A 19035-nucleotide genomic window follows, 5' to 3' on the forward strand; every position below is an offset into this window, starting at 1 on the left:
CGCAAGAGGGCGTGGAGGATCGGGCAAAGAGGCGCGAGGTCTAGGCAAAGCCAGGTGGCGCTACTGACGGGTGGTGACAGTTCCTCTGAAGGATCAGGCAAAAAGCGGCCAGCTTCAGGCAACCGCAGGTGATCGCGCCGGGCGATGATCGTCCCGTCAAACGAACCAAGGAGACGGCACATGACCATCGCACTCATCACCGGCGCCAACCGTGGCCTCGGCCGCAACGTCGCCACCAGCATCGCCCGCCGTGGCGGCGATGTGATCGTCACCTATCGCGGCAACAAGGCCGAGGCCGACGCGGTGGTGTTCGAGATCACCACCATGGGCCGCAAGGCGGTGGCGCTGAAGCTCGACGTTAGCGACATCAACAGCTTTCAAGGCTTTGCCGAAACGCTCCAGACGACGCTGAGGGACGTCTGGGGGCGCGACAGCTTCGATCACCTCGTCCACAACGCCGGCCACGGCGAGATGGCGGCCTTCGCTGACACCACCGAGGCGCAGTTCGACGGCCTCATCACCGTGCATGTGAAGGGGGTGTTCTTCCTGACGCAGGCGCTGCTGCCGATGATCGCCGATGGCGGCCGCATCGTCACCTACTCCTCGGGGCTGACGCGCGTCTCCTACCCCGGCTTCTCGGCCTATTCGGCGGCCAAGGGGGCGATCGAGGTGCTGACGGTCTATCTCGCCAGGGAGCTCGGGGCGCGCGGCATCACCGCCAACTGCGTGGCGCCCGGCGCGATCGCCACCGATTTCCTGGGCGGCGCAGTGCGCGATACGCCGGAGTATAACGAGGCCTTCGCCAACATGATCGCGCTCGGGCGCGTCGGCCTGCCCGATGACATCGGCCCGATGATCGCCAGCCTCTTGGGCGAGGACAATCGCTGGGTGACGGCGCAGCGGATCGAGGTGTCGGGCGGCCAGGTCATCTGAAAGCCTGGGGACGCGCGACGAGGCGAGGGCGCTCGATGGGCTCCCTCGCTTTGCCTACCGCAACCAAAGCGCGATTGCCTTGGGAATGGCAACAGCCTTAGCTTTCCGTCGAGACGCACAGCGGCGAGGCAGGCCCATGGTTGACCCGTTCCCACCGATCTCTGTGAAGCGGGACCCGGAAGGTCTCGCGCTGGTCGTCGAGGTGACGCTGCCGCAGATCTCGAGCTGGCTGATGCATCAGTTCGAAGACCTGCCGGAACATCTGCTGCAGCATATCCGCGACCTCGATCTGCTCAAGAAGGCGCTGGCGCCGCTCTACGACGAGATGGCCGATGGCGACAGCCTGTGGCTCTGCCGTGGCCGCCCGACGGGGCCGCACGCCGACGAAGGCGTGGCGCTGGTTCGCGAGGGGCGGCCGATCCTCTATATGCGCATGGTCAGCCATTGATCGGAGGGCGCGCTCTTGCAGCGCTATATGAGCGTTGCTCCTCGTTCTGCCTGAGGTCCTTTGCCTTCGCGAAGGAAGACAGTATTATATAGTTGAATCATATACATAGATTGTCTTCCCCGCGAGGGCGGCTTAAGTTCACGCGTGAATTTAGGGGGGATCTCGGGCCGGAAGGGGCGAGGCGCGCCTATAGCGCTCCTCCACCGCATTCGGTCGCCTTGGCTGTCGCTCGGGCCGATCAGCGGCACCAGGAAGAACCAGGCAAGCAGCGGGGGTGCCGATCCATAGCAGAGGGCGGGCGGCGTGAGGAGGACGCCGCCGAAGGCCTCCACCCAACCGCTCTATCTACGACGCCAGCTTGCGCGCGTCGTTGCGCAGGCTGGGCTCGATCTCGGCCATGGGGCGCGGCCTGGCGATCAGGAAGCCTTGCAGCTCGGTGCAGCCGAGCTCGCTCAGCAATCGGCGCTGCTCCTCGGTTTCCACACCCTCGGCGGTGGTCTCCACGCCGAGGTGCCTGCCCAGTTGGACGAGCGCCCGGATGATGGCGTCGGCGTCGGATACCTGGCCGAGCGACCGGACGAAGGTCCTGTCGATCTTGATCTTGTCGACGGAGAGATGGCGCAGGTGGGACAGCGTCGAATAGCCGGTGCCGAAGTCGTCGAGGGCGATGCGCACCCCGCGGCTGCGCAGGCTGTCGAGGATTTCGATTTCGGCCTTGTTGGCGTAGAACACCGCCGTCTCGGTGATTTCCAGCTCTAGAATGTCGGGCGAACAGCCAAGCCGGGCGATGGTGGAGAGCACCCGCTCGGCAAAGCCGGCCTGCCTGAGCTGAACGGGCGACACGTTGACCGCCACGCGGATGTTCAGGTCCAGCGCCTTCACCTGCCGGATGGCCTCCTCGAGGATCCAGTTGCCCAGCGGCACGATCAGCCCGGTTTCCTCGGCGATGGGAATGAAGCGCGACGGCGCGACGATCCCCAGTCTGGGGTGGCGCCAGCGCACCAGGGCTTCCACCGCAACGACCTCGCCGGTGCTGCTCTTCACCTGCGGCTGGAAATGCAGCTCGAATTGCGAGAAATCGCCGAGCGCCTGCCGCATCTCCAGCTCGAGTTGCATGCGGATCTGCCGCCCGTCGTCCATGTCCGGCGAGAACAGCGCGAAGCGGTTTCGGCCCAGCGACTTGGCGCGGTAGAGCGCCACGTCGGCCCGGCGCAACAGCTCGCTGCGCAGGTCGCAGTTGCCGCAGGACTTTGCCACGCCGATCGATGCGCCGATGGTGACGGACGCCTCGCCCATGCTGAACGGCGCGCACGCGGCATCGAGGATGCGGGCTGAGATCGCCTCGGCCTCCTTGGCGTCGGCGAGGAGCAGAACGAACTCGTCACCACCGAGCCGCACGGCCAGATCGCCAGCGCCGGCGCAGGCGGCCAGGCGATCGGCGAAGCTGCGGATCAGCTCGTCGCCGACCAGATGGCCGAAGCAGTCGTTGACCTCCTTGAAATGGTCGAGGTCGATCAGCAGCACGGTCGGGTGCCTCGGCTCCGGGGCACTGAGAATTTCGTCGAGGCGCTGGTAGAGCATCGCCCGGTTGGCAAGCCCGGTCAGCTGGTCGTGGAAGGCGAGATAGCGGTTGTGCGCTTCCGCCTGGCGGATCTCGGTCACGTCGGTGATCACCGCCACCAAGAGGTCGTCGCCGGAGGCCAGCTTGATCGGGCTCTTGCGGGTGATGATCCGCCGCATGTTGCCGGCCCGGTCGAGCAGGTCTTCCTCGTTCTCGTTGGTCTCGCCGGTGGAGAACAAGAGGTCGTCCATGGCCCAGTATTCGTCGACATGGGCATCGGGAAACAGGTCCCGGTCGGTGAAGCCGAGCAGCTCGCTGCCATCCATGCCGAAGAAATCGGCGGCCGTCCGATTGACCAGGGCGAACCGGTGTTCCCGATCCTTGACGAAGATCGGGCAGGGAATGGTGTCGACAAAAGCCTGGAGTGCGTCCACGCTGTCGAAGATCCCGGGAAGCGCCAAGTGAGCCAATTGCGCCGCTCCAGCTGCGGTCCAAACTGCCGCTGTTTTAACCCGGGAAAGCCTTTCCAAGGGTTAAACATTCCCGTTTCAATTGATGGGTTGGAAAAGCACGACCAGAGACTCAGGTTATCCTGCGGTCAACTCGACCAGGAGAGCAGGAGGCGGCAATGGCGCGGTATGCGCCGAACATTGAATATCAAGAATAGCTTACCGGGGCGGGGGGCGGTTAATCCAGTGCCGGGGTCAGGCTTGTGTTTTGTAAAATGTGTATTACATTATAGCACTTAATGAAAAGCAGGTTTGCCAAATGCCGGCTCCTACCCAGATCACGCCCGCCACGAAGCGGGAGCTCAAAGCCATCGGAGGCAAGCTCAAGCGGGCGCGGCTTCTAAGGCGGCTGCCGATGGATGTCGTCGCCGAGCGAGCCGGCACGACGCGCCCGACCTTGCAGCGCATCGAGGCGGGTGATCCCAACGTCCGCGCGGCAACCTACCTGATGGTCATGCAGGCACTCGGTCTTCTCAAAAATCTCGAATTGACCGACCCGCTCGATACCGAGCTCTCGAACGAGCATCTGCCGGTCAGAGTGCGCGGCAAATGAGCGATATCGAAGTCTTTCTCGATGCTTATGGTCGCCTGACGCGCGTCGGCGTGTTGCGCCGACAGGCGGGCGTGCGACGCGAACGGGTCTCCTACGAGCATGACACGAAATGGCTTGCCACATCCGAGGCCTTCCAGTTCGATCCCGGCCTGCCCTTGACACGAGGCTCGATCTCACCGTCCGCCGGACGGGAGATGTTCGGCACGCTCGGAGACAGCGCTCCGGATACCTGGGGGCGCGAGCTGATGCGCCGCCGTGAACGTCGTCTGGCCGAGCAGGAAGGACGACGGGTACGCACGTTACAGGAAACCGACTTTCTGCTGGGCGTCTCAGACGAAACGCGCCTGGGGGCACTGCGATTTCGTTTTGAGGGAGACGAAGAATTCCAGGCCCCGCAAGGCCAGGGCGTTCCGACGACGGTGGCGCTGGGTCGCCTGTTGCAGGCCTCGCATCGTATCCTTCGCGGCGAAGAAACGGACGAGGACCTTCTTCTGATATTCGCCCCTGGCTCCTCGCTGGGAGGCGCGCGGCCGAAGGCATCCGTCGTCGATCAGCATGGACATCTGTCCATTGCCAAGTTTCCCAAGGAAACCGATGCCTATTCCATCTCTCGGTGGGAAGCCATTGCGCTCGACATGGCGCGGGATGCAGGGATCACGACGGTCGAGCACGATCTGATGCCGAGCGATCACGGGCCGATTTTCATGACCCGGCGGTTTGACCGAAAGGACGGCCAGAGGATTCCCTTCATCAGCGCCATGGCGATGACGGAACATGACGATGGCGACGATGACGGAAGTTACCTTGAAATGGTCGACGCCATCGCGCGCCACGGCGCCGAAGCGGAGCGGGATCGCGCCGAGCTTTTCCGCCGCATATGCTTCAGCATCCTGATCAGCAACACCGACGATCACCTCAGGAACCATGGCTTTCTCTGGCAGGGGCGTCGCGGATGGACTTTGAGCCCCTGCTACGACCTCAACCCGGTGCCGGACGGACCTCGCATTCTCAAGACACGCATCGACTACGACGAGGCCACGGCGTCCTTGCAGTTGCTGCGGGATGTCGCGGAATTCTATGTATCCCCCCAGGTTTCGGACGAGATCCTTCGAACATGCGTCTCGGTGACGGCCAACTGGAAGCAATACGCGCAAAGACGTCACGCGCCGCCAGCCGAAATCGCCAGGATGGCGCCCGCCTTCGAGCACGAAGATTTTGACTATGCCATGAAGGTTTGAAGCGATATCAACGTGCCCAACAGGCAGCTCATCTCCCGACGACAGGATGCAAGCTGATGATTACGCTCGCCAAAACCCCGGTTCTGGTGACGCCAACGATGGACGGGCTTGGCGGCTATGAGGACGCGCTCAAGAGGGGCTGGTCGCCCGATCCGAGGCGCGTGGGCGATGCCGCCTATATCAAGGCCGAGCTCGCCGCCCTCCGGAAAGACCGGGTCGGCGCTCTCGACAGGATCCTGAACCATCCCGCCCCGGCGCATAACGCCTCACCGACGATGCCGGTCAATCACACCTTATGGCACGCCCTCTGGATCTCCGACGGCGAGTTCGCCGGCAAGGCCGACCTGCGCTATGTGCCCGAGACCGGCGCCGTGCCCCAGGGCGTGCCGGGCCACATCGGCTATTCCGTCGTTCCCTGGAAGCAGGGCCGGGGCTACGCGACGGCGGCGCTCCGGGCCCTCATCGATTTCGCCAGAAGCAAGGGCCTCACGGAGCTTCAGATCCTCTGCAACGTCGAGAACCTCGCCTCCAGGACGGTGATCGAGAGGGTGGGTGGGGAGGTTGATTTCGTGGGGCCGCATCCGTCGGATTGGCTGGAGCAGGTGAAGCTTTATTATCGGGTGAGGGTTTGAGGGGGCTGGAGGCGCGATAGCGAGCTGATGCGGTGAAGCCACCTCGTACATCCGGGGACTGCGCTGCAAATCTTTGCGGTGATGAGACTAGATTCGGCCCTTGACTGAAGAAGCACTTGGTTGAGCAGATGCTCGACAACGCCGTGCTGAAGGATTTTCTGGGAAAAACTGAGCACGCCCACAGCCAAGTTCGGGGCCGTGCGGCGCCACATCACCCGTCCGGACCTGCCTACGCGCCGTCGGCTGCCGCGGGTGGAGCGAATAAGCGCAAGAGCATCTTCAGAAGCAGCTTGCCGCTCTCCTCCTTATCGAGTTTGGGGTCGCGGACGGCGATGGATTGAGAACCATCGATCACGCTGATGACAATCGCCGCGGCCAATTCCGGATCCAGGTTCGTGTCGACCCGCCCCTCTTCCTGACCCTTGCGCAAAAATGCCGCCACCACGGCCTGCCCTTGACGCGTGCTCTCTTGGACGATCTCGGCCATCGTGGGGTTGTGTCTAGCTTCTGCCAGCATGTCCAGCAACAAGGGGTTATTCATTCTCCCTTTGGTCAGCAAAGCATCCTTTATTCCGTTCACGAACGTGCCAAAGGGGTCTGCACTCTCCATCACGCGCTCGGTGCGCACCATGGCATCGTCGAGGCGGGCCTGGGTGATCGCCGCTATCATTGCCTCCTTACTGTCAAAGTAGTGGAAGAGATGTCCGGGGCTGATTTTTGCCTCCGCGCAGATTGCGGAGGTCGTTGCGCCATGAAATCCGCTGCGAGCGAAGCATCTCCCGGCGGCCTCCAGGATTTCCCGACGCTTCTCTTCGTGCTTGGCTGGATCGACCTTGCGCATCGCATCTTTCCTAAAATTAGATGGCACAATCTATGAAATCGAAATGACGCCGACAATCCTCTGGCCGCGTTCCGCTCTCGCCCGTCTTGCGGCGATCGGAATACCCAGCGTGGAATCTGCGCGCCCTGCCCATGAGGGCCGTTTGGTTGCCGGTAGAAGGCTCACCGCGAGCATCTCAGCTCAATTAATAGACTAATTGGTCTATTAATGTTGACGTCTCAGCGCCGCTGAGTTACGTGGATGAGCGATCAGTCTGAAATCCGGAGGAACATCGCCTCAACTTGATCGCGCGTGGTTCATACCGAGTGTGGGGATGTCCTATGGTAAGGCTATCAAAGATATCGCTTGCCCTTCTCTTGGTGACAGGCGGGTTGGCGGGATGCGCTTCACAACCCGTTCGCTACCAAGGGCTTGCATCCGCAGCGCAACTCACGGCCAATCCGAAAGACAAGGTTGGGCACGTACCCTTCGTCTATGCCGCAAGTAACACCGACTGGTCCCAATACAGCGCTTTTCTCCTCGACCCTGTGCTGATCTATTCGGGCCCCGACGGGCAATTCGGAAACGTCTCCGATGAGGATAAGCGAGCATTGGCGAGCTACATCCAGGAGCAATTCGCCGGAGCCCTTAAAGCCAAATTCGCTGCAGCGACCACTCCCAGCGCTAACACCTTGCGCATCCGGGTTACGCTGACCGGCGTCGAGGCCAACGTACCCATTCTTGGAACGGTATCGAAAGTGGTGCCGGCTGGCGCGGTGATGAATACCGTGCAGACCGCCCGCGACAAGCAGGGACTGCTATCAGGTTCGGTAAGTTACGCGGTCGAAATCTATGACAGCACGTCCAACCGCCTCCTTCGGGCCTACATCAGCAAGCAATACCCCTGGGCTGTAAACGTCTTCGCCAGCTTCGGCCCGCTCGATGCCGCCCGCGCGGGAATCCGCATGGGCGCGGACGATCTTGTCCTTCAACTCGGCCGTAGTCCGAGCTAGACGGCGTTGTGCGGTTGAATCCGCGGCTTCAGAACGGTGCCCTGCACGCGAGGGGATCACGCCCGGGTTGCCTGTTCGGTCTGGCCTGCGGCCACCTGGCCAGGGCCTGGCGGGCGATCGCCGCCAGCTTCTTTCTGGAAAAGCCGGCCTCTAGACTGCCCCTGGTTGCTGATCGATAGTCGGGCCATGACCAACATCCTGTTCATTTGCGGCAAGGCCCGGAAAAGAAGCCCCACGGCAGCGGCAGTCGCCGCCGAACGCCTCGGACAGCCGACCGATTTCGCCGGACTGAGCGCCGACGCGGACGAGCGCGTCGGCCCCGAGCAACTGGCTTGGGCCGACACGATAGCCGTCATGGAGAAGGCACAGCTGTCGCGTTTGAAACGCCAGTTGGGGCCGTCTCTAAAAGGAAAGCGACTCGTCTGCCTGGATATTCCAGACAATTTCGAATTCATGCAGCCAGAACTCGTGGAGCTTGTGACAGCGCGACTGGGACGTATCCTCTGCTGAAGGTCGGGCGCCGACGTCCGCTACGCGCTGTTTCAAGGTGTCGTCAGCCAAAGAAGTTTCCGAGGGCAGAGGCGACTGCCTCGGGCTGCTCCTCCGGTTGGAAGTGTCCGCAGTTCGACACGGTCTCCGAGCGCACGCTGGAACAGAAGGGGGCGAGGGCGCCTCCCAGATCCCGGATCGAGCCCTGGTCCGCCCCGAGGGCTAGGACGGGCAGCTCAAGGCGGCGGCCTTGGGCCAGGCTGGTGTTCTGCTCGGCCGAGCGGGCCAGGTCGCGATAGAAGGCCAGTCCGCTGCGCATGGCCCCCGGTGCGGTGAAAATGCGCAGGTATTCCGAGAGGCAAGCCTCGTCGCACCATGTCGGATCTGCCGATTTCTCCCGAAAGAACCATTCGAGATAGGGACGCTCGCGTCCCTCGAGCAGCAGCTCGGGAAGGTCTGGAACCGCATGGAACGGGAAATGCCAGGTTTTCCACGAGACGTCGGACGAGGACGGCAGGCTGCCGGGCAAGGTAACGCCGGGAATGCCGGCGTCGAGGATCGCCAAGGCTTCCATCTCCGGCTCGAAAAGGTGCGCGTAGGGGAACGCCACCCAGGCACCCACATCATGCGCGGCGAGGAAATATCGCTGCAGACCGAGCGCCGACACGAAGCCATGCAGGCGACGCGCCACCGTTTGCGTATCGTAACCGTTGAGCGGCTTGTCGCTGTCTCCCTGTCCGGGCAGGTCGACGGCCACGATCCGGTAACGGTCCGAGAGGCGCTCCATGACGCCATGCCAAGCGAACCAGCTTTGAGGAAAGCCGGCGAGGAGGAGAAGCGCCGGACGGTCAAGGCTCCCTCCCTCGACATAGTGGAAGCGGAGGCCGTCCGCCCTCAGGAAACGATGGGCGAAGCCATCCGGCGCTGCCGGGAGGGCTGAGGTTTGCATGGTCATGTCCTATCGAATGAGAAAGGCGCCGCTCAGCAGCAAGGCTGCCGCCAAGGCGCGTTGAAGCGTCACCGCCTGGGGGGCGAGCCCGAAGAGCCCGAAGTGGTCGAGCACGAGCGAGAAAATCACCTGGCCCGTCACCACGAGCGCGACGGTACTGCCGGCTCCAAGCCGGGGCGCCGCAAAGGTGATCCCCGCCAGCGTCACGAGACCGCAGACGCCGCCGGCCCAGGCCCAGGCAGGCACGGCGGAGAGGTCGCCGGTGCGCGGCGAGCCGCCCATCGCGAAAAACCCTGCGAGGACAAGCAAAAGGGCGGACAGGGCGGCTGAAAACCCGGCGGCATAGAACATGGAGCCGACGGATCGACCGAGGCGGGCATTGAACAGAGCTTGCAGGGGAAGCATGGCGCCCGCCGAAAGCGCTGCCAGAATGAACCAGGGCATGGGCTTAGCTCAGGAGCTTGAGAGCGCTGGCGATGAGATCGTCATCGTGTTCCCCGATCAGCTCGGCTTTCCCGACCACCCGCAGGCCTTGCAACAGGGCCAGAAGCAGGTCGGCCGTTGCGCCCACGTTCACGTCTGCGGCGATCGAGCCATCGATCTTGCCGTCGCTGAGGAGTTCGACGAGCCATTGCCGGCGCCGCGACATCTGGCGGCGCAGGAGGTCGGCGGCGCTGCCAACAAGGTCCAAGTCGGCAACGCCGGAGACGACCATGCAACCAAGGCGTCCTTCGGGGCCGCGACTGATCTGGAGATAGAAGTCGAGCAAGGCGGCGATCTTGCTCCGCGCATCGTCAAGGCCTCGGAGACGGTCGCCGATCTCCGCCTCTCGCAAGGCGATGTAACGCTCGAGCGACTTGGTGAAGACTCCCAGCTTGTCCTTGTAGGCCTTGTAGATACTTCCGGCGGTCAGGTCTGAGGCCGTGGTGATGTCGCTCACGCTGACGCCCGCAAACCCGTCGCGGCTGAACAACTTGATCGACGCGTCGAGAAACTTCGCTTCGTCGAAAGCGCGAGGCCGGCCCCGTGTCCGCTCCATGTCGATCATTCGCCGATCCCATAATAGGAAATGATCGTTTCCTAATATGAGTTGAAGTCGGCCGTGTCAAGCACGCTATGTGCCCGCCACCGGCGCCGTGCCCGATGGCGTGCCGGGCCACGTGGGCTATTCCGTCGTTCCCTGGAAGCAGGGCAGGGGTTACGCGACGGCGGCGCTCCGGGCGCTGATGGAGCTTGCGAGAGCCAAGGGGCTGGGCGAGCTGCAGATCCTCTGCAACGTCGAGAACCTGGCCTCAAGGACGGTGATCGAGAGGGGGCGGGGAAGTGGATTTCATGGGGCCGCATCCGTCGGATCGGCTGGAGCAGGTGAAGGTGTATTATCGGGTGAGGATTGGTGGGTGAGAAGGCAACAAGGCCAGCTTCACGAGCTGATTCAGCACTAAAGTACGTGACGCCGAAGTCTCTCGGCGATACGCGGCGCGACGGCATGTGCCTACTAGTCGCCTATTGCCTTGTGGCTAAATCTGTTCCATTTCCGTTCTGCGCTCCGTAGTTGTATTAGGCTCAAGAGAGAGGCGCATGCATAAGGGTGGGATCGCAGACAAAGTCGGCAACCGTTTCGAAGCTCGCTGGCTAACGCACCAACTGCTCGGGCTTTTGGACGGAACGATTCTGACTATCACGATCGAAATGCTCGGTGACGACGAGCAAGGCTTCGAGTTCTCGGTTGTTCGGACAAGCGGTACTGAGTGGCACCAGTGCAAGCGCCAGACTGCATCGGGTACGTGGTCGATCGCCGCCCTCGATGCTGCGGGGGTACTGGCAGCGTTTCGCGCCAAGATCGGCACTGGTGGCGCACGTTGCCTATTTGTATCGAGCGATCCCTCACCGCAGCTGAAGTTACTTCAGGAAAAGCTCCCGGCGACTCATAATATCGAAGCCTTCGAAGCCAGCCTTTCGGATAATGAAAGCAGATATTGGAGTGTCCTAAAGGAACGGCTGGGGGGCGACGCCGCTGATGCATTTCGATTTCTCGGACATAGCGAATTCCGCACATTATCCGAGCCCGACCTCACCGACATTGTGCGTGCGCGCCTCGCCTACTGGTTCAAGGGAGACCCAGATACCATTGCCGCTCAGTTCCGCACTTGGCTGGAGGAGGATCATAACTTCAACCGACCGATCGGCTATGACGATGTCATTGCCTTTGTCCGTAAGGCAGGGATTGAGGCCAAGCAATATGAACTTGACCGTTCATTGCCAGGGCGCATTCGCGATGCGACCTCAAGTTATGTCGGCTCCTATCCGCCGCTCGGCGCCGGACTATTCCGGATCGATCGAGAAATTGTTCAGGACATCCTTGGTGGGCTACGGGCCGGCGCAGGAGTGGTTCTGCTCGTAGGCGCCGCAGGTACCGGTAAATCGGCGATTGTCGCTGATGTGATTGATCGGCTGCGTGAGGAGGGCACGCTACATCTCGCGTTCAGGGTCGACCAAGCCGGCTCTGTCGCAACTCTTGATGAGTTGGGCTTGCAGACCGTCGGTACCGCAGATAGCCCGGTCGTAGTCCTTGAAAAACTTGCTGCCCAAAAGAAGGCAGTATTAATCATTGACCAGGCCGATGCGGTTAGTGAGGTTTCAGGACGTGTAGCCAAGCTACGCCGCGTAGTGCTCGATCTAGTTAGAAAAGCTGCGCACTATCCGCACGTTCAGCTCATCTTCGCGTGCCGCAGCTTTGACCTGGAAAACGACCACGCTTTTCGAGAGATCGCCAAGGTTGAGGGCAACGTACGAATAGACGTCGGGGCTTTCGATCGATCCGAGATTGACCCGGTGCTCACCCGGCTTGGCATCCTCCACGATGCCCAAAATTCCCGACTGATGGCGTTGCTTGGGATGCCGATTGGCCTGACGCTGGCCGCGACGCTTGCGCAAAGCGGAATCAGCGATTTGCGTCGGGTCGAGCATCTCTCAGAACTCTATAGCCGGTTGCTCCAGGCGCGTGAGCAAGAGATCCAGCGTGACTTTCGTCCCGGCTGGAATGTTTATGAGCCGCTCACCGCGATTGCCAAAGCGATGAGTGAACGACAGGAACTCGTCGCCTCCGTTGCCACGCTCGATCTCTACGCAGGTGCGCTCGACATTCTCCAGCGTGTTGGGCTTATAGTCGCCCGCGGTCACCGGGTTGGATTTATTCATGAATCTCTGTTCGACTATCTCCACGCGCGCGCGTTCGTGCGGGAGGGCAAGCCTATAATCAACTTTCTGCTCGCAAGCGAACAGACTCTGTTCCGCCGTACGCAGACCCGCCAAATCCTCGCCTTCGAACGTGAGCTTGAACGCGCTCGCTATCTCTCTGACCTCGGTACAATCCTCAGCGATACGCGTGTACGCCCACATATCCGTGAGACGATCGTGCGCTGGCTAGCGACGATTCCCGATCCGACCCCCGCCGAATGGGAGCTGATCGCAAGCTACGCCAAGTGCGATGGGCTTCCACGCAAAACAGGTTATGTAATTTTCGAGCGAAAGCCTTGGTTCGACCTGCTCCAAACGCTGGGTATGCTCAACGGTTGGCTGGCATGTGAAGGCGACGATCTCACCTGGGCGCTAAACTTCCTGCGCTCGATCGTTCCGTTAGCACCGGACGAAATCGCCAAGCTGATCGATGATTTTCTAGAGCGCCGACCCGAGCGTGTCCGTGAAGTGCTCGATATGCTTCGATTCATTGACCCCAAGGTTGATGCGGAACTACTCGCTAACGGCCTAATTACTGCGCTTAGTCTCTCGACGCCGGGAGATTGGCAAAGAGATGGTGACGACTGGGGCGCCTATTATCGATCATGGGTCAAGTCGGCTCCCCGAGAGGCTGCGCGGATCTTTGGGGCACAGTTGGGGCGTTGGTTCGACCTGAATCCGGAAGGGCATCCGTTCATGCGTCGCTACGAGGACGGCGGAGCATCAATGCATTCGCTAAGCGAACTCGCTAGGGCCGCTCCGCTCGCATTCCTTGAGCAATTGCTGCCATTTATGCGCCTAGCGATGGAGCGTACAATCGCAGGTGATAAACGTCCTGCCGAGAATAGCATTTGGCCTTGGCGCCCCCTGAACCGGACCGATGTGCGATCGGTCGACTTGCTTGACATTGTGCGCTCCGCGCTAGCGGAAATCGGCCGCTATGACCCTCTCGCCGCCATGCGGCTGCTCCGCGCGATGGAACCTGAAACACACATCACTAGCCTGCATCTTTTGCTTGAGACAATTCCCGCCAATCCCGAGGCGTTGCATGATCTACTGCTCGAACAGCTCGAAAATCCCGGGCTTTTTGAAGCGGGTTGGCATATGGCTGATGGCCATTCTGCTGGCCGAGCAATTGCGGTAACCATGCCTTGGTTGAACGGGGCCGAACGGGATCAGGTGGAAGCCACAGTCCTGTCAATACGCACCGAGATAGATTATGCCAAGCGTAATCTTCTTCGACGCCGGGACGAGGTGGGGGCACCCGACTTCCCGCTGAAAACTAGCGGTTACGTGATGCATTGGCTCAATCAATCGGGTCGATGCGAATGGTCGGTACTGCTCCAAATCGGCGCGGAACAATTGTCACCGCACGCAGCGAAACGCCTTGCAGAACTTGATCGTAAGTTTGTCGGACAGAGGCCTGAAGAACCCGAAGGCATCAGCGGCGGTTGGGTGCGTTCACCGATTGCTGGCGAGCGCACAAAGTTCATGAGTGACGACGCGTGGCTCAGCGCAATTAAGAAATTCAGCGGCCCGCGCGACGAGATGCGGTCACGCGGGAATGGCCTCATCGGAGGCGCGTGGGAGCTATCGCGAGAGCTAAAAGAACGCGCAAAGGAAGCGCCTGAACGTTTCCTCTCACTATTCTTGCGGTTTCCTGAAGGCACGCACCAAGATTTCGCCAGGGGGATCACTTCCGGTATCGCGGAGTCCAAGCCTAATAGGGAAATGATAGAGCGGGTTCTTGCAGCCGTGAACGCCAATCCGGCTGCGCGTCCGGACGACCAGTCGCTGGCCTGGATGATCCAAGCTTGCAAGGAACCACTCGGACCACAGGCGGAAGCACTGCTTTTGAGGATCGCTACAGGCGACGACGACAGCACGGGCCTTGGTGACACCGATCACAGCAAAGATGCCAACGAGCCCGACTGGAAGCGTGCGTTCACTCTTGGTAGCGACCTGATTGGCAAGGCCATCAACTCAGCGCGCGGTTCAGCCCTCGATACCTTGGGCAGGATCAGCTGGAAATCAAAGGAAGCTTTCGAGAAGTACCGCGCTGCGATCGACGCGATTGTTGGTAAGCCAGCCGCTGCACATATTCATTCGGCACTTAGCGGCCTGATTATGAGCGCGCTGAAGCACGAAGGTAAGCAAGGCGTTGACTGGACGTTGCGAACCGCGCGTTCCTGCCCCGAAGCGTTTTACACCAACGACGGCCAACAGATCATCGGCTGGATCGCCGATCTGGATGCGGAGAGTTTTGCGCAACTGATTAAGCTCTATCTCACCAACGACAATCCACTTGCGCGCGGATTCGCTGCGTTGGCAATATTTCGTCGATCTTTAGACGATCAAGGCTGGTTGCCGCTTGCCGAGACGCTAATTGATGCCGATGCCGAATACCGCTCTGCGGCCGCAGCAGTTGCTGCTTCTAATTTCAAGTCTGCGCGCTTCGGCACGGCCTGTACCGGTTGGTTGACTCGGTTTTTCGATGATGAGGACAAGACGGTCCGGGATGAGGCGAGCGATTGTTTCCGTCAGATGGAGGCCCCTGATATCGTCGTGTATGCTGGCCTCTTTGAAGCATATATTGCTTCCAAGTATTTCGAGATTGATCATACCTTTTTTCTGCATCAGCTCGAACAGGCTCCGCCGGGGCTCGACGAGGTTCTGCTAAAACTGCTTGAAGATACGCTCCAAGCGATCACCAAGAACGGCCGCAAAGCTAATCTTTATGAGATGCATCAGATCGGCGAGCTGTTACTCAAGCTCTATGCGTCGAACATCGCTTATCCCTCAAGGCGAACCCGAGCGCTTGACATGATCGATCTGTTGATTGAGCGAGGTCTTATGGAGATGCAGAAGCTCGAAGCGGTCTGACCGGCGCCGAAGTAAATGAGATACAGAGGCCTGCTTCAGCGCGATGCGCCGTGATGCTCTGCGCAACTGACCAGGCCGAATCCGATCTCTGGTGAACGTCCCAGCCCCTACATCGCCGAATAATCTTCCGTATCCTCCGGAATCCCCAGTCCATCCAGCGGCACCGCGAACTCGGTGAACTTGGCGCAGGAGCGGTCGGCGATGCGGTCGGTGCCTTGCAGGATCACCAGGCCGGAGTTGGCGGCGGCGCCCACCTGAGGGTTACCCTCGGCGGCGTAGAGGATGTAGCTGTAGTCGTCGCTCTTGAACCGCAGCTGGTATTCCATGCCGGCGTAGCGCTGGGCCATCTGGAAGACGTTGCCCGAGGCGGGGGTGCCGACGATCGTCAGCTCGTCGTGGGCGCGGGTGCCGAAATGATAGGTGAGCTGCCCGTCGGCCAGCGTCACGGAGGCGGTCCTCTTGCCGATCGCACAGCTGAAGATCGTTTTGGATTTGCCTTCGGCATGAGCGGGCGACGCGAGGGCAAGAGCGATCAGTGCGCCGAGCGTCGGCAGGATCATGGTCTTCATGGGTCACTCCATCGGCCGGGTCATGTCGGGCTGAACCGCTGGACCTCAGCCGTTTGGCTATTGTTTCGCAGTTGCATCTCGGCCGTCACATGCAGCATGCTAGCGCATGCGCTTGTTGCTGGTCGAAGACAATGTCGAGCTTGCGAGATGGCTGGCGCTTCTTTTGCGCAAGAGCCACTACGCGGTGGACTGCGTCTACACGGGCGAGGATGCCGACGAGGCGCTCAGAACGCAGGATTACGCGCTGGTCCTCCTGGATCTCGGTCTGCCGAACGGCGACGGCTTTTCCGTTCTCAAGAACCTGCGCGGCCATAACCGGAAGGTTCCGGTCATCATCCTGACGGCGAACGACGCCATCTCCAGCCGCGTCAGGGGGCTGGACCTCGGCGCTGACGACTATCTCGTCAAGCCGGTCGACATCACCGAACTGGAAGCTCGCATCAGGGCTCGCTTGCGGCAGACGCTGACCAACCACGCCAACACCGTCGACTATGGCCCGATCTCGCTCGATCTCGGCGCCAGCCAGTTCACCGCCGACGGCGAGGTGCTGCTGTTGACCCCGCGCGAGCATGCCGTGTTGCAAGCCCTCATTCTCAAGGGCGGCAAGCCCATTCAGAAGGCGCATCTGTTCGACGCAGTATTCGGCCTCGACGACGAGGCGAACCCCTCGGCGGTGGAGATCTACGTCCATCGCGTCCGCAAGAAGCTCGAAGGGACCGGCGTTGGAATCGTGACGCTGCGTGGTCTCGGCTATGTCCTGACGCAATCGGAACCCACCCGTGCACCGTGACAGCATTCGCCTCAAGGTGGTTCTCAGCCTGATCGGGCCGCTGATCTTTCTCGCCCTGATCAACGTCTATCTGACCTGGCGCAACGCCGTCGAAACCGCCGATCTCCTGACTGACCGCCTGCTCGCCGCCTCGGCCGCCGGCATCGCCGAACGCATCCACATGGGCGATGACGGCATCGAGGCGCTGATCCCGCCGTCGGCGCTGGCGGTGTTCTCGAACGGCGACGTCGGCGAGCGGATCCACTATCAGGTGCGCGGGCCCGACGGCGAGCTCATTGCCGGCGACCCGGATGTCGCGCTGCCGGCGGAGCCGCTCAGGGACCTGCACATGGTGTTCTTCGACGCCAGCTTCCGCGCCCATGCGGTGCGCCAGGTTGCCTTGCGTCAGCCCGTCATCGGCGGCGGCGACAATGCCAGCGCGGTGGTCATCGTGGGAAGCACCCTGAAGAGCCGCGATGGGCTGGTCTACCGCCTGTGGACCCAGTCCATTCAAGGCCAGCTGTTGCTGGTGGCGGCGGCGGGCCTGCTGTCGGCGGTCGGCATCGGCCTGGGGCTGCGTCCGCTGCTGCGGTTTGCCCGCGAGGTGGAGGAACGCGAGCCGGATCAGCTGCAATCCTTCGATGTCGGCGCCCTGCCGAGCGAACTGCGTCCGCTGGCAACGGCCCTCAATCACGCCTTCGAACGCGTCAGCCGGCAGATTGGCGCGCAACGCCGGTTCATCGCCAATGCGGCCCATCAGCTGCGCACGCCGCTCAGCATCTTGAAGGCGCAGGCCAGCTACGGCCTGCGTGAGCCCAGCCTGGAAGGCAAGCAGCTTGTCCTCGAGGCGCAGGAAGCCCGGATCAACCAGATGTCGCGACTGGTGTCGCAGCTCTTGTCCCTGGCGCGCGCCGAACAGGGCGCCCTGCTGATGAAGGCCGATGTCGACTTCGCCGCACTGACGCGCGACGTGCTGGAAGAGTTCGCGACCGTGGCCATCGACAGGGAGATCGACCTGTCCTTCCAGGACGAGGGCGGCCCCCTTGTCGTCACGGGGCATGCCTCGCTCTTGCGCGAGATCGTCGCCAATCTCGTCGACAACGCCGTGAGATACAGCTCGCCCGGGGCAACCGTGGCCGTCGATCTCTTGCGATACGAAGGGCATGTCAGGCTGACGATCGAGGATAGCGGCCCCGGCGTGTCGGACGAGGACCTGCCGCGCCTGACGGAGCGGTTCTATCGCGGCTCCGGCGCCGAGGGGGAAAGTGGCGCCGAAGGAACCGGCCTCGGGCTCGCCATCGTCCGGGACATCGTCGAGGCACACGACGGCAGCCTGACGCTTGGCCGGCGCACTACGGGTACGGGGCTGGTAGCGACGGTGACGTTGCCAGAGGCGAAAAGCGCCGGGGACGAGCCCTCAGGTCACTCCACCTGAGAGCCCGCCCCGGCTGCCGGACCTGGACTATTCAGTGCATGTCGTGCTGGGGCACCGGGCGCCACTTGGCCAGGCGCTTTTCCACCGCGGTCATCAGATACTCGGCGATCAATGCCACCGCCATGATGATGATGATGGCGGCATACATGCCCGAAGCGTCGAACGATCCCTTGGCGATGTTGATCAACAGGCCGATGCCGTAGCGCGAGCCGACGAACTCGCCGACGATGGCGCCGATGATGGCAAAGCCGAACGACACGTGCAGGCTGGCGAAAATCCAGCTCATGGCCGAGGGAATGATGACATGCCGCGTCAGCTGCCACTGGTTGGCGCCGAGGATCATGGCGTTGGCGATCATGTTGCGGTCGGCCTCGACCACGCCCTGGAAGGCGTTGGAGAACACCACGAAGAACACCATGACAAAGCTGAGCGCGATCTTCGAGCCGAGCCCCAGGCCGAACAGCATGATGAAGATCGGCGCCAGAACGACGCGCGGCACCGAGTTGATCAGCTTGATGTAGATGGAGAAGATGTCCGACAGCATCTTGTTGCGGCCGAGCGCGACACCGGTGACCACGCCGGCGATGGCGCCGGAGAAGAAGCCGGCCAGCGATTCCTCCATCGTCACATAGAGATGGTACCAGAGCGGACCTTCCGATGTGCCTTCCGTGATCCACTCGTAGAGGCGGGCGACGATGCTGGTCGGGATGGAATAGAAGAAGGGGTCGATCCAGTTCATGCGGCCCGACAGCTCCCAGCCGCCCAGCAGCAGGACGAGGATGGTCAGGCGCCAGAACAGCACCTTCTGCCGGCGCTTGCGAATGGAGGTCAGCGCGGCCTGCTCGATTTCGGCGTCGCTGGTGCCGACCGGCACGGTCGATCGGTCTTCGAGGGTGATATCGGTCATGGTTGCCCTTTCATACCAACTCGCGAAGATGCTGACGCATCCGCTCGCTGAAGCCATCGCCGATTTCTCATTTGCATCAGAGGCATGAGA

General features: G+C 61.7%; 18 protein-coding genes. 11 read left to right on the top strand and 7 right to left on the bottom strand.

What is annotated here, in order from left to right; genetic code table 11:
* Positions 1–180: 180 nt before the first annotated feature.
* On the top strand, positions 181–933 hold the full coding sequence (locus G522_RS0118060) for an SDR family oxidoreductase (protein WP_026792246.1): 753 nt from the start codon (positions 181–183) through the stop codon (positions 931–933).
* Between the two features lie 136 nt (positions 934–1069).
* A complete protein-coding gene (locus G522_RS0118065) occupies positions 1070–1381 on the top strand; it encodes a hypothetical protein (protein ID WP_026792247.1) in 312 nt (103 codons plus the stop codon).
* A gap of 345 nt (positions 1382–1726) precedes the next feature.
* Here the strand turns inward: G522_RS0118065 and G522_RS27505 are convergent, their stop codons facing one another.
* Positions 1727–3376 (bottom strand): putative bifunctional diguanylate cyclase/phosphodiesterase, encoded by a 1650-nt coding sequence (locus tag G522_RS27505; RefSeq protein ID WP_169453553.1) that lies wholly within the window; start codon positions 3374–3376, stop codon positions 1727–1729.
* Positions 3377–3710: 334 nt separating this feature from the next.
* Here G522_RS27505 and G522_RS0118075 point away from each other — a divergent pair, with 334 nt between their 5' ends.
* From G522_RS0118075 to G522_RS0118085, 3 genes are read left to right on the top strand one after another with little or no spacing between them, the layout of a single operon-like run.
* Positions 3711–4004 (top strand): helix-turn-helix domain-containing protein, encoded by a 294-nt coding sequence (locus G522_RS0118075; RefSeq protein WP_026792248.1) that lies wholly within the window; start codon positions 3711–3713, stop codon positions 4002–4004.
* Entirely contained in the window at positions 4001–5242 is a 1242-nt protein-coding gene (locus G522_RS0118080) for a type II toxin-antitoxin system HipA family toxin (protein ID WP_026792249.1), read from the top strand. Before G522_RS0118075 ends, G522_RS0118080 begins: the two co-directional genes overlap by 4 nt.
* 56 nt (positions 5243–5298) lie before the next feature.
* On the top strand, positions 5299–5874 hold the full coding sequence (locus tag G522_RS0118085) for a GNAT family N-acetyltransferase (RefSeq protein WP_036839892.1): 576 nt from the start codon (positions 5299–5301) through the stop codon (positions 5872–5874).
* A gap of 229 nt (positions 5875–6103) precedes the next feature.
* Here G522_RS0118085 and G522_RS0118090 read toward each other — a convergent pair whose 3' ends face one another.
* Positions 6104–6715: a TetR/AcrR family transcriptional regulator gene (locus tag G522_RS0118090; protein WP_026792251.1), complete on the bottom strand. Its 612-nt coding sequence runs from the start codon at positions 6713–6715 to the stop codon at positions 6104–6106.
* A gap of 320 nt (positions 6716–7035) precedes the next feature.
* Here G522_RS0118090 and G522_RS0118095 point away from each other — a divergent pair, with 320 nt between their 5' ends.
* On the top strand, positions 7036–7707 hold the full coding sequence (locus G522_RS0118095; RefSeq protein ID WP_036839894.1) for a DUF3313 domain-containing protein: 672 nt from the start codon (positions 7036–7038) through the stop codon (positions 7705–7707).
* A gap of 186 nt (positions 7708–7893) precedes the next feature.
* Positions 7894–8217 carry a low molecular weight protein tyrosine phosphatase family protein gene (locus G522_RS0118100; protein ID WP_026792253.1) on the top strand — a complete coding sequence of 108 codons (324 nt, stop codon included), beginning with the start codon at positions 7894–7896 and terminating at the stop codon, positions 8215–8217.
* Positions 8218–8260: 43 nt separating this feature from the next.
* Here the strand turns inward: G522_RS0118100 and G522_RS0118105 are convergent, their stop codons facing one another.
* Genes G522_RS0118105 through G522_RS0118115 form a run of 3 tightly spaced genes read right to left on the bottom strand, consistent with a single transcriptional unit; the run spans position 8261 to position 10193 of the window.
* On the bottom strand, positions 8261–9145 hold the full coding sequence (locus G522_RS0118105) for an alpha/beta fold hydrolase (protein ID WP_026792254.1): 885 nt from the start codon (positions 9143–9145) through the stop codon (positions 8261–8263).
* 9 nt (positions 9146–9154) lie between these two features.
* Positions 9155–9589, bottom strand: a complete 435-nt coding sequence (locus G522_RS0118110; RefSeq protein ID WP_026792255.1) for a DMT family transporter — start codon at positions 9587–9589, stop codon at positions 9155–9157.
* Positions 9590–9593: 4 nt separating this feature from the next.
* Entirely contained in the window at positions 9594–10193 is a 600-nt protein-coding gene (locus G522_RS0118115) for a TetR/AcrR family transcriptional regulator (RefSeq protein ID WP_026792256.1), read from the bottom strand.
* Between the two features lie 112 nt (positions 10194–10305).
* On the opposite strand from G522_RS0118115, the gene G522_RS27510 reads away from it, so the two are divergent.
* Complete coding sequence (locus tag G522_RS27510) at positions 10306–10587, top strand: GNAT family N-acetyltransferase (RefSeq protein WP_245586689.1); 282 nt, start codon at positions 10306–10308, stop codon at positions 10585–10587.
* A gap of 136 nt (positions 10588–10723) precedes the next feature.
* Positions 10724–15265, top strand: coding sequence for an NACHT domain-containing protein (locus G522_RS0118125; protein ID WP_026792257.1), 4542 nt, complete (start codon positions 10724–10726; stop codon positions 15263–15265).
* A 107-nt stretch (positions 15266–15372) separates the two neighbouring features.
* On the opposite strand, the gene G522_RS0118130 is transcribed toward G522_RS0118125, so the two are convergent.
* Positions 15373–15834, bottom strand: coding sequence for a hypothetical protein (locus G522_RS0118130; RefSeq protein WP_026792258.1), 462 nt, complete (start codon positions 15832–15834; stop codon positions 15373–15375).
* A gap of 106 nt (positions 15835–15940) precedes the next feature.
* On the opposite strand from G522_RS0118130, the gene G522_RS0118135 reads away from it, so the two are divergent.
* Positions 15941–16624 carry a response regulator gene (locus G522_RS0118135; RefSeq protein ID WP_026792259.1) on the top strand — a complete coding sequence of 228 codons (684 nt, stop codon included), beginning with the start codon at positions 15941–15943 and terminating at the stop codon, positions 16622–16624.
* On the top strand, positions 16614–18038 hold the full coding sequence (locus G522_RS27515) for a sensor histidine kinase (protein WP_036839897.1): 1425 nt from the start codon (positions 16614–16616) through the stop codon (positions 18036–18038). The genes G522_RS0118135 and G522_RS27515 overlap by 11 nt, the downstream gene beginning before the upstream one ends.
* 31 nt (positions 18039–18069) lie before the next feature.
* On the opposite strand, the gene G522_RS0118145 is transcribed toward G522_RS27515, so the two are convergent.
* A complete protein-coding gene (locus G522_RS0118145) occupies positions 18070–18945 on the bottom strand; it encodes an ABC transporter permease (protein ID WP_026792260.1) in 876 nt (291 codons plus the stop codon).
* Positions 18946–19035: the final 90 nt, after the last annotated feature.

This window comes from Pleomorphomonas oryzae DSM 16300, from assembly GCF_000422965.1.
Classification (GTDB): domain Bacteria; phylum Pseudomonadota; class Alphaproteobacteria; order Rhizobiales; family Pleomorphomonadaceae; genus Pleomorphomonas; species Pleomorphomonas oryzae.

What these genes read in the sequence shown, in the direction of transcription:
- G522_RS0118060 (WP_026792246.1), top strand. Translation starts at nt 181, where the DNA reads ATGACCATCGCACTCATCACCGGCGCCAACCGTGGCCTCGGCCGCAAC.
- G522_RS0118065 (WP_026792247.1), top strand. Translation starts at nt 1,070, where the DNA reads ATGGTTGACCCGTTCCCACCGATCTCTGTGAAGCGGGACCCGGAAGGT.
- G522_RS0118075 (WP_026792248.1), top strand. Translation starts at nt 3,711, where the DNA reads ATGCCGGCTCCTACCCAGATCACGCCCGCCACGAAGCGGGAGCTCAAA.
- G522_RS0118080 (WP_026792249.1), top strand. Translation starts at nt 4,001, where the DNA reads ATGAGCGATATCGAAGTCTTTCTCGATGCTTATGGTCGCCTGACGCGC.
- G522_RS0118085 (WP_036839892.1), top strand. Translation starts at nt 5,299, where the DNA reads ATGATTACGCTCGCCAAAACCCCGGTTCTGGTGACGCCAACGATGGAC.
- G522_RS0118090 (WP_026792251.1), bottom strand. Translation starts at nt 6,715, where the DNA reads ATGCGCAAGGTCGATCCAGCCAAGCACGAAGAGAAGCGTCGGGAAATC.
- G522_RS0118095 (WP_036839894.1), top strand. Translation starts at nt 7,036, where the DNA reads ATGGTAAGGCTATCAAAGATATCGCTTGCCCTTCTCTTGGTGACAGGC.
- G522_RS0118100 (WP_026792253.1), top strand. Translation starts at nt 7,894, where the DNA reads ATGACCAACATCCTGTTCATTTGCGGCAAGGCCCGGAAAAGAAGCCCC.
- G522_RS0118105 (WP_026792254.1), bottom strand. Translation starts at nt 9,145, where the DNA reads ATGCAAACCTCAGCCCTCCCGGCAGCGCCGGATGGCTTCGCCCATCGT.
- G522_RS0118110 (WP_026792255.1), bottom strand. Translation starts at nt 9,589, where the DNA reads ATGCCCTGGTTCATTCTGGCAGCGCTTTCGGCGGGCGCCATGCTTCCC.
- G522_RS0118115 (WP_026792256.1), bottom strand. Translation starts at nt 10,193, where the DNA reads ATGATCGACATGGAGCGGACACGGGGCCGGCCTCGCGCTTTCGACGAA.
- G522_RS0118125 (WP_026792257.1), top strand. Translation starts at nt 10,724, where the DNA reads ATGCATAAGGGTGGGATCGCAGACAAAGTCGGCAACCGTTTCGAAGCT.
- G522_RS0118130 (WP_026792258.1), bottom strand. Translation starts at nt 15,834, where the DNA reads ATGAAGACCATGATCCTGCCGACGCTCGGCGCACTGATCGCTCTTGCC.
- G522_RS0118135 (WP_026792259.1), top strand. Translation starts at nt 15,941, where the DNA reads ATGCGCTTGTTGCTGGTCGAAGACAATGTCGAGCTTGCGAGATGGCTG.
- G522_RS0118145 (WP_026792260.1), bottom strand. Translation starts at nt 18,945, where the DNA reads ATGACCGATATCACCCTCGAAGACCGATCGACCGTGCCGGTCGGCACC.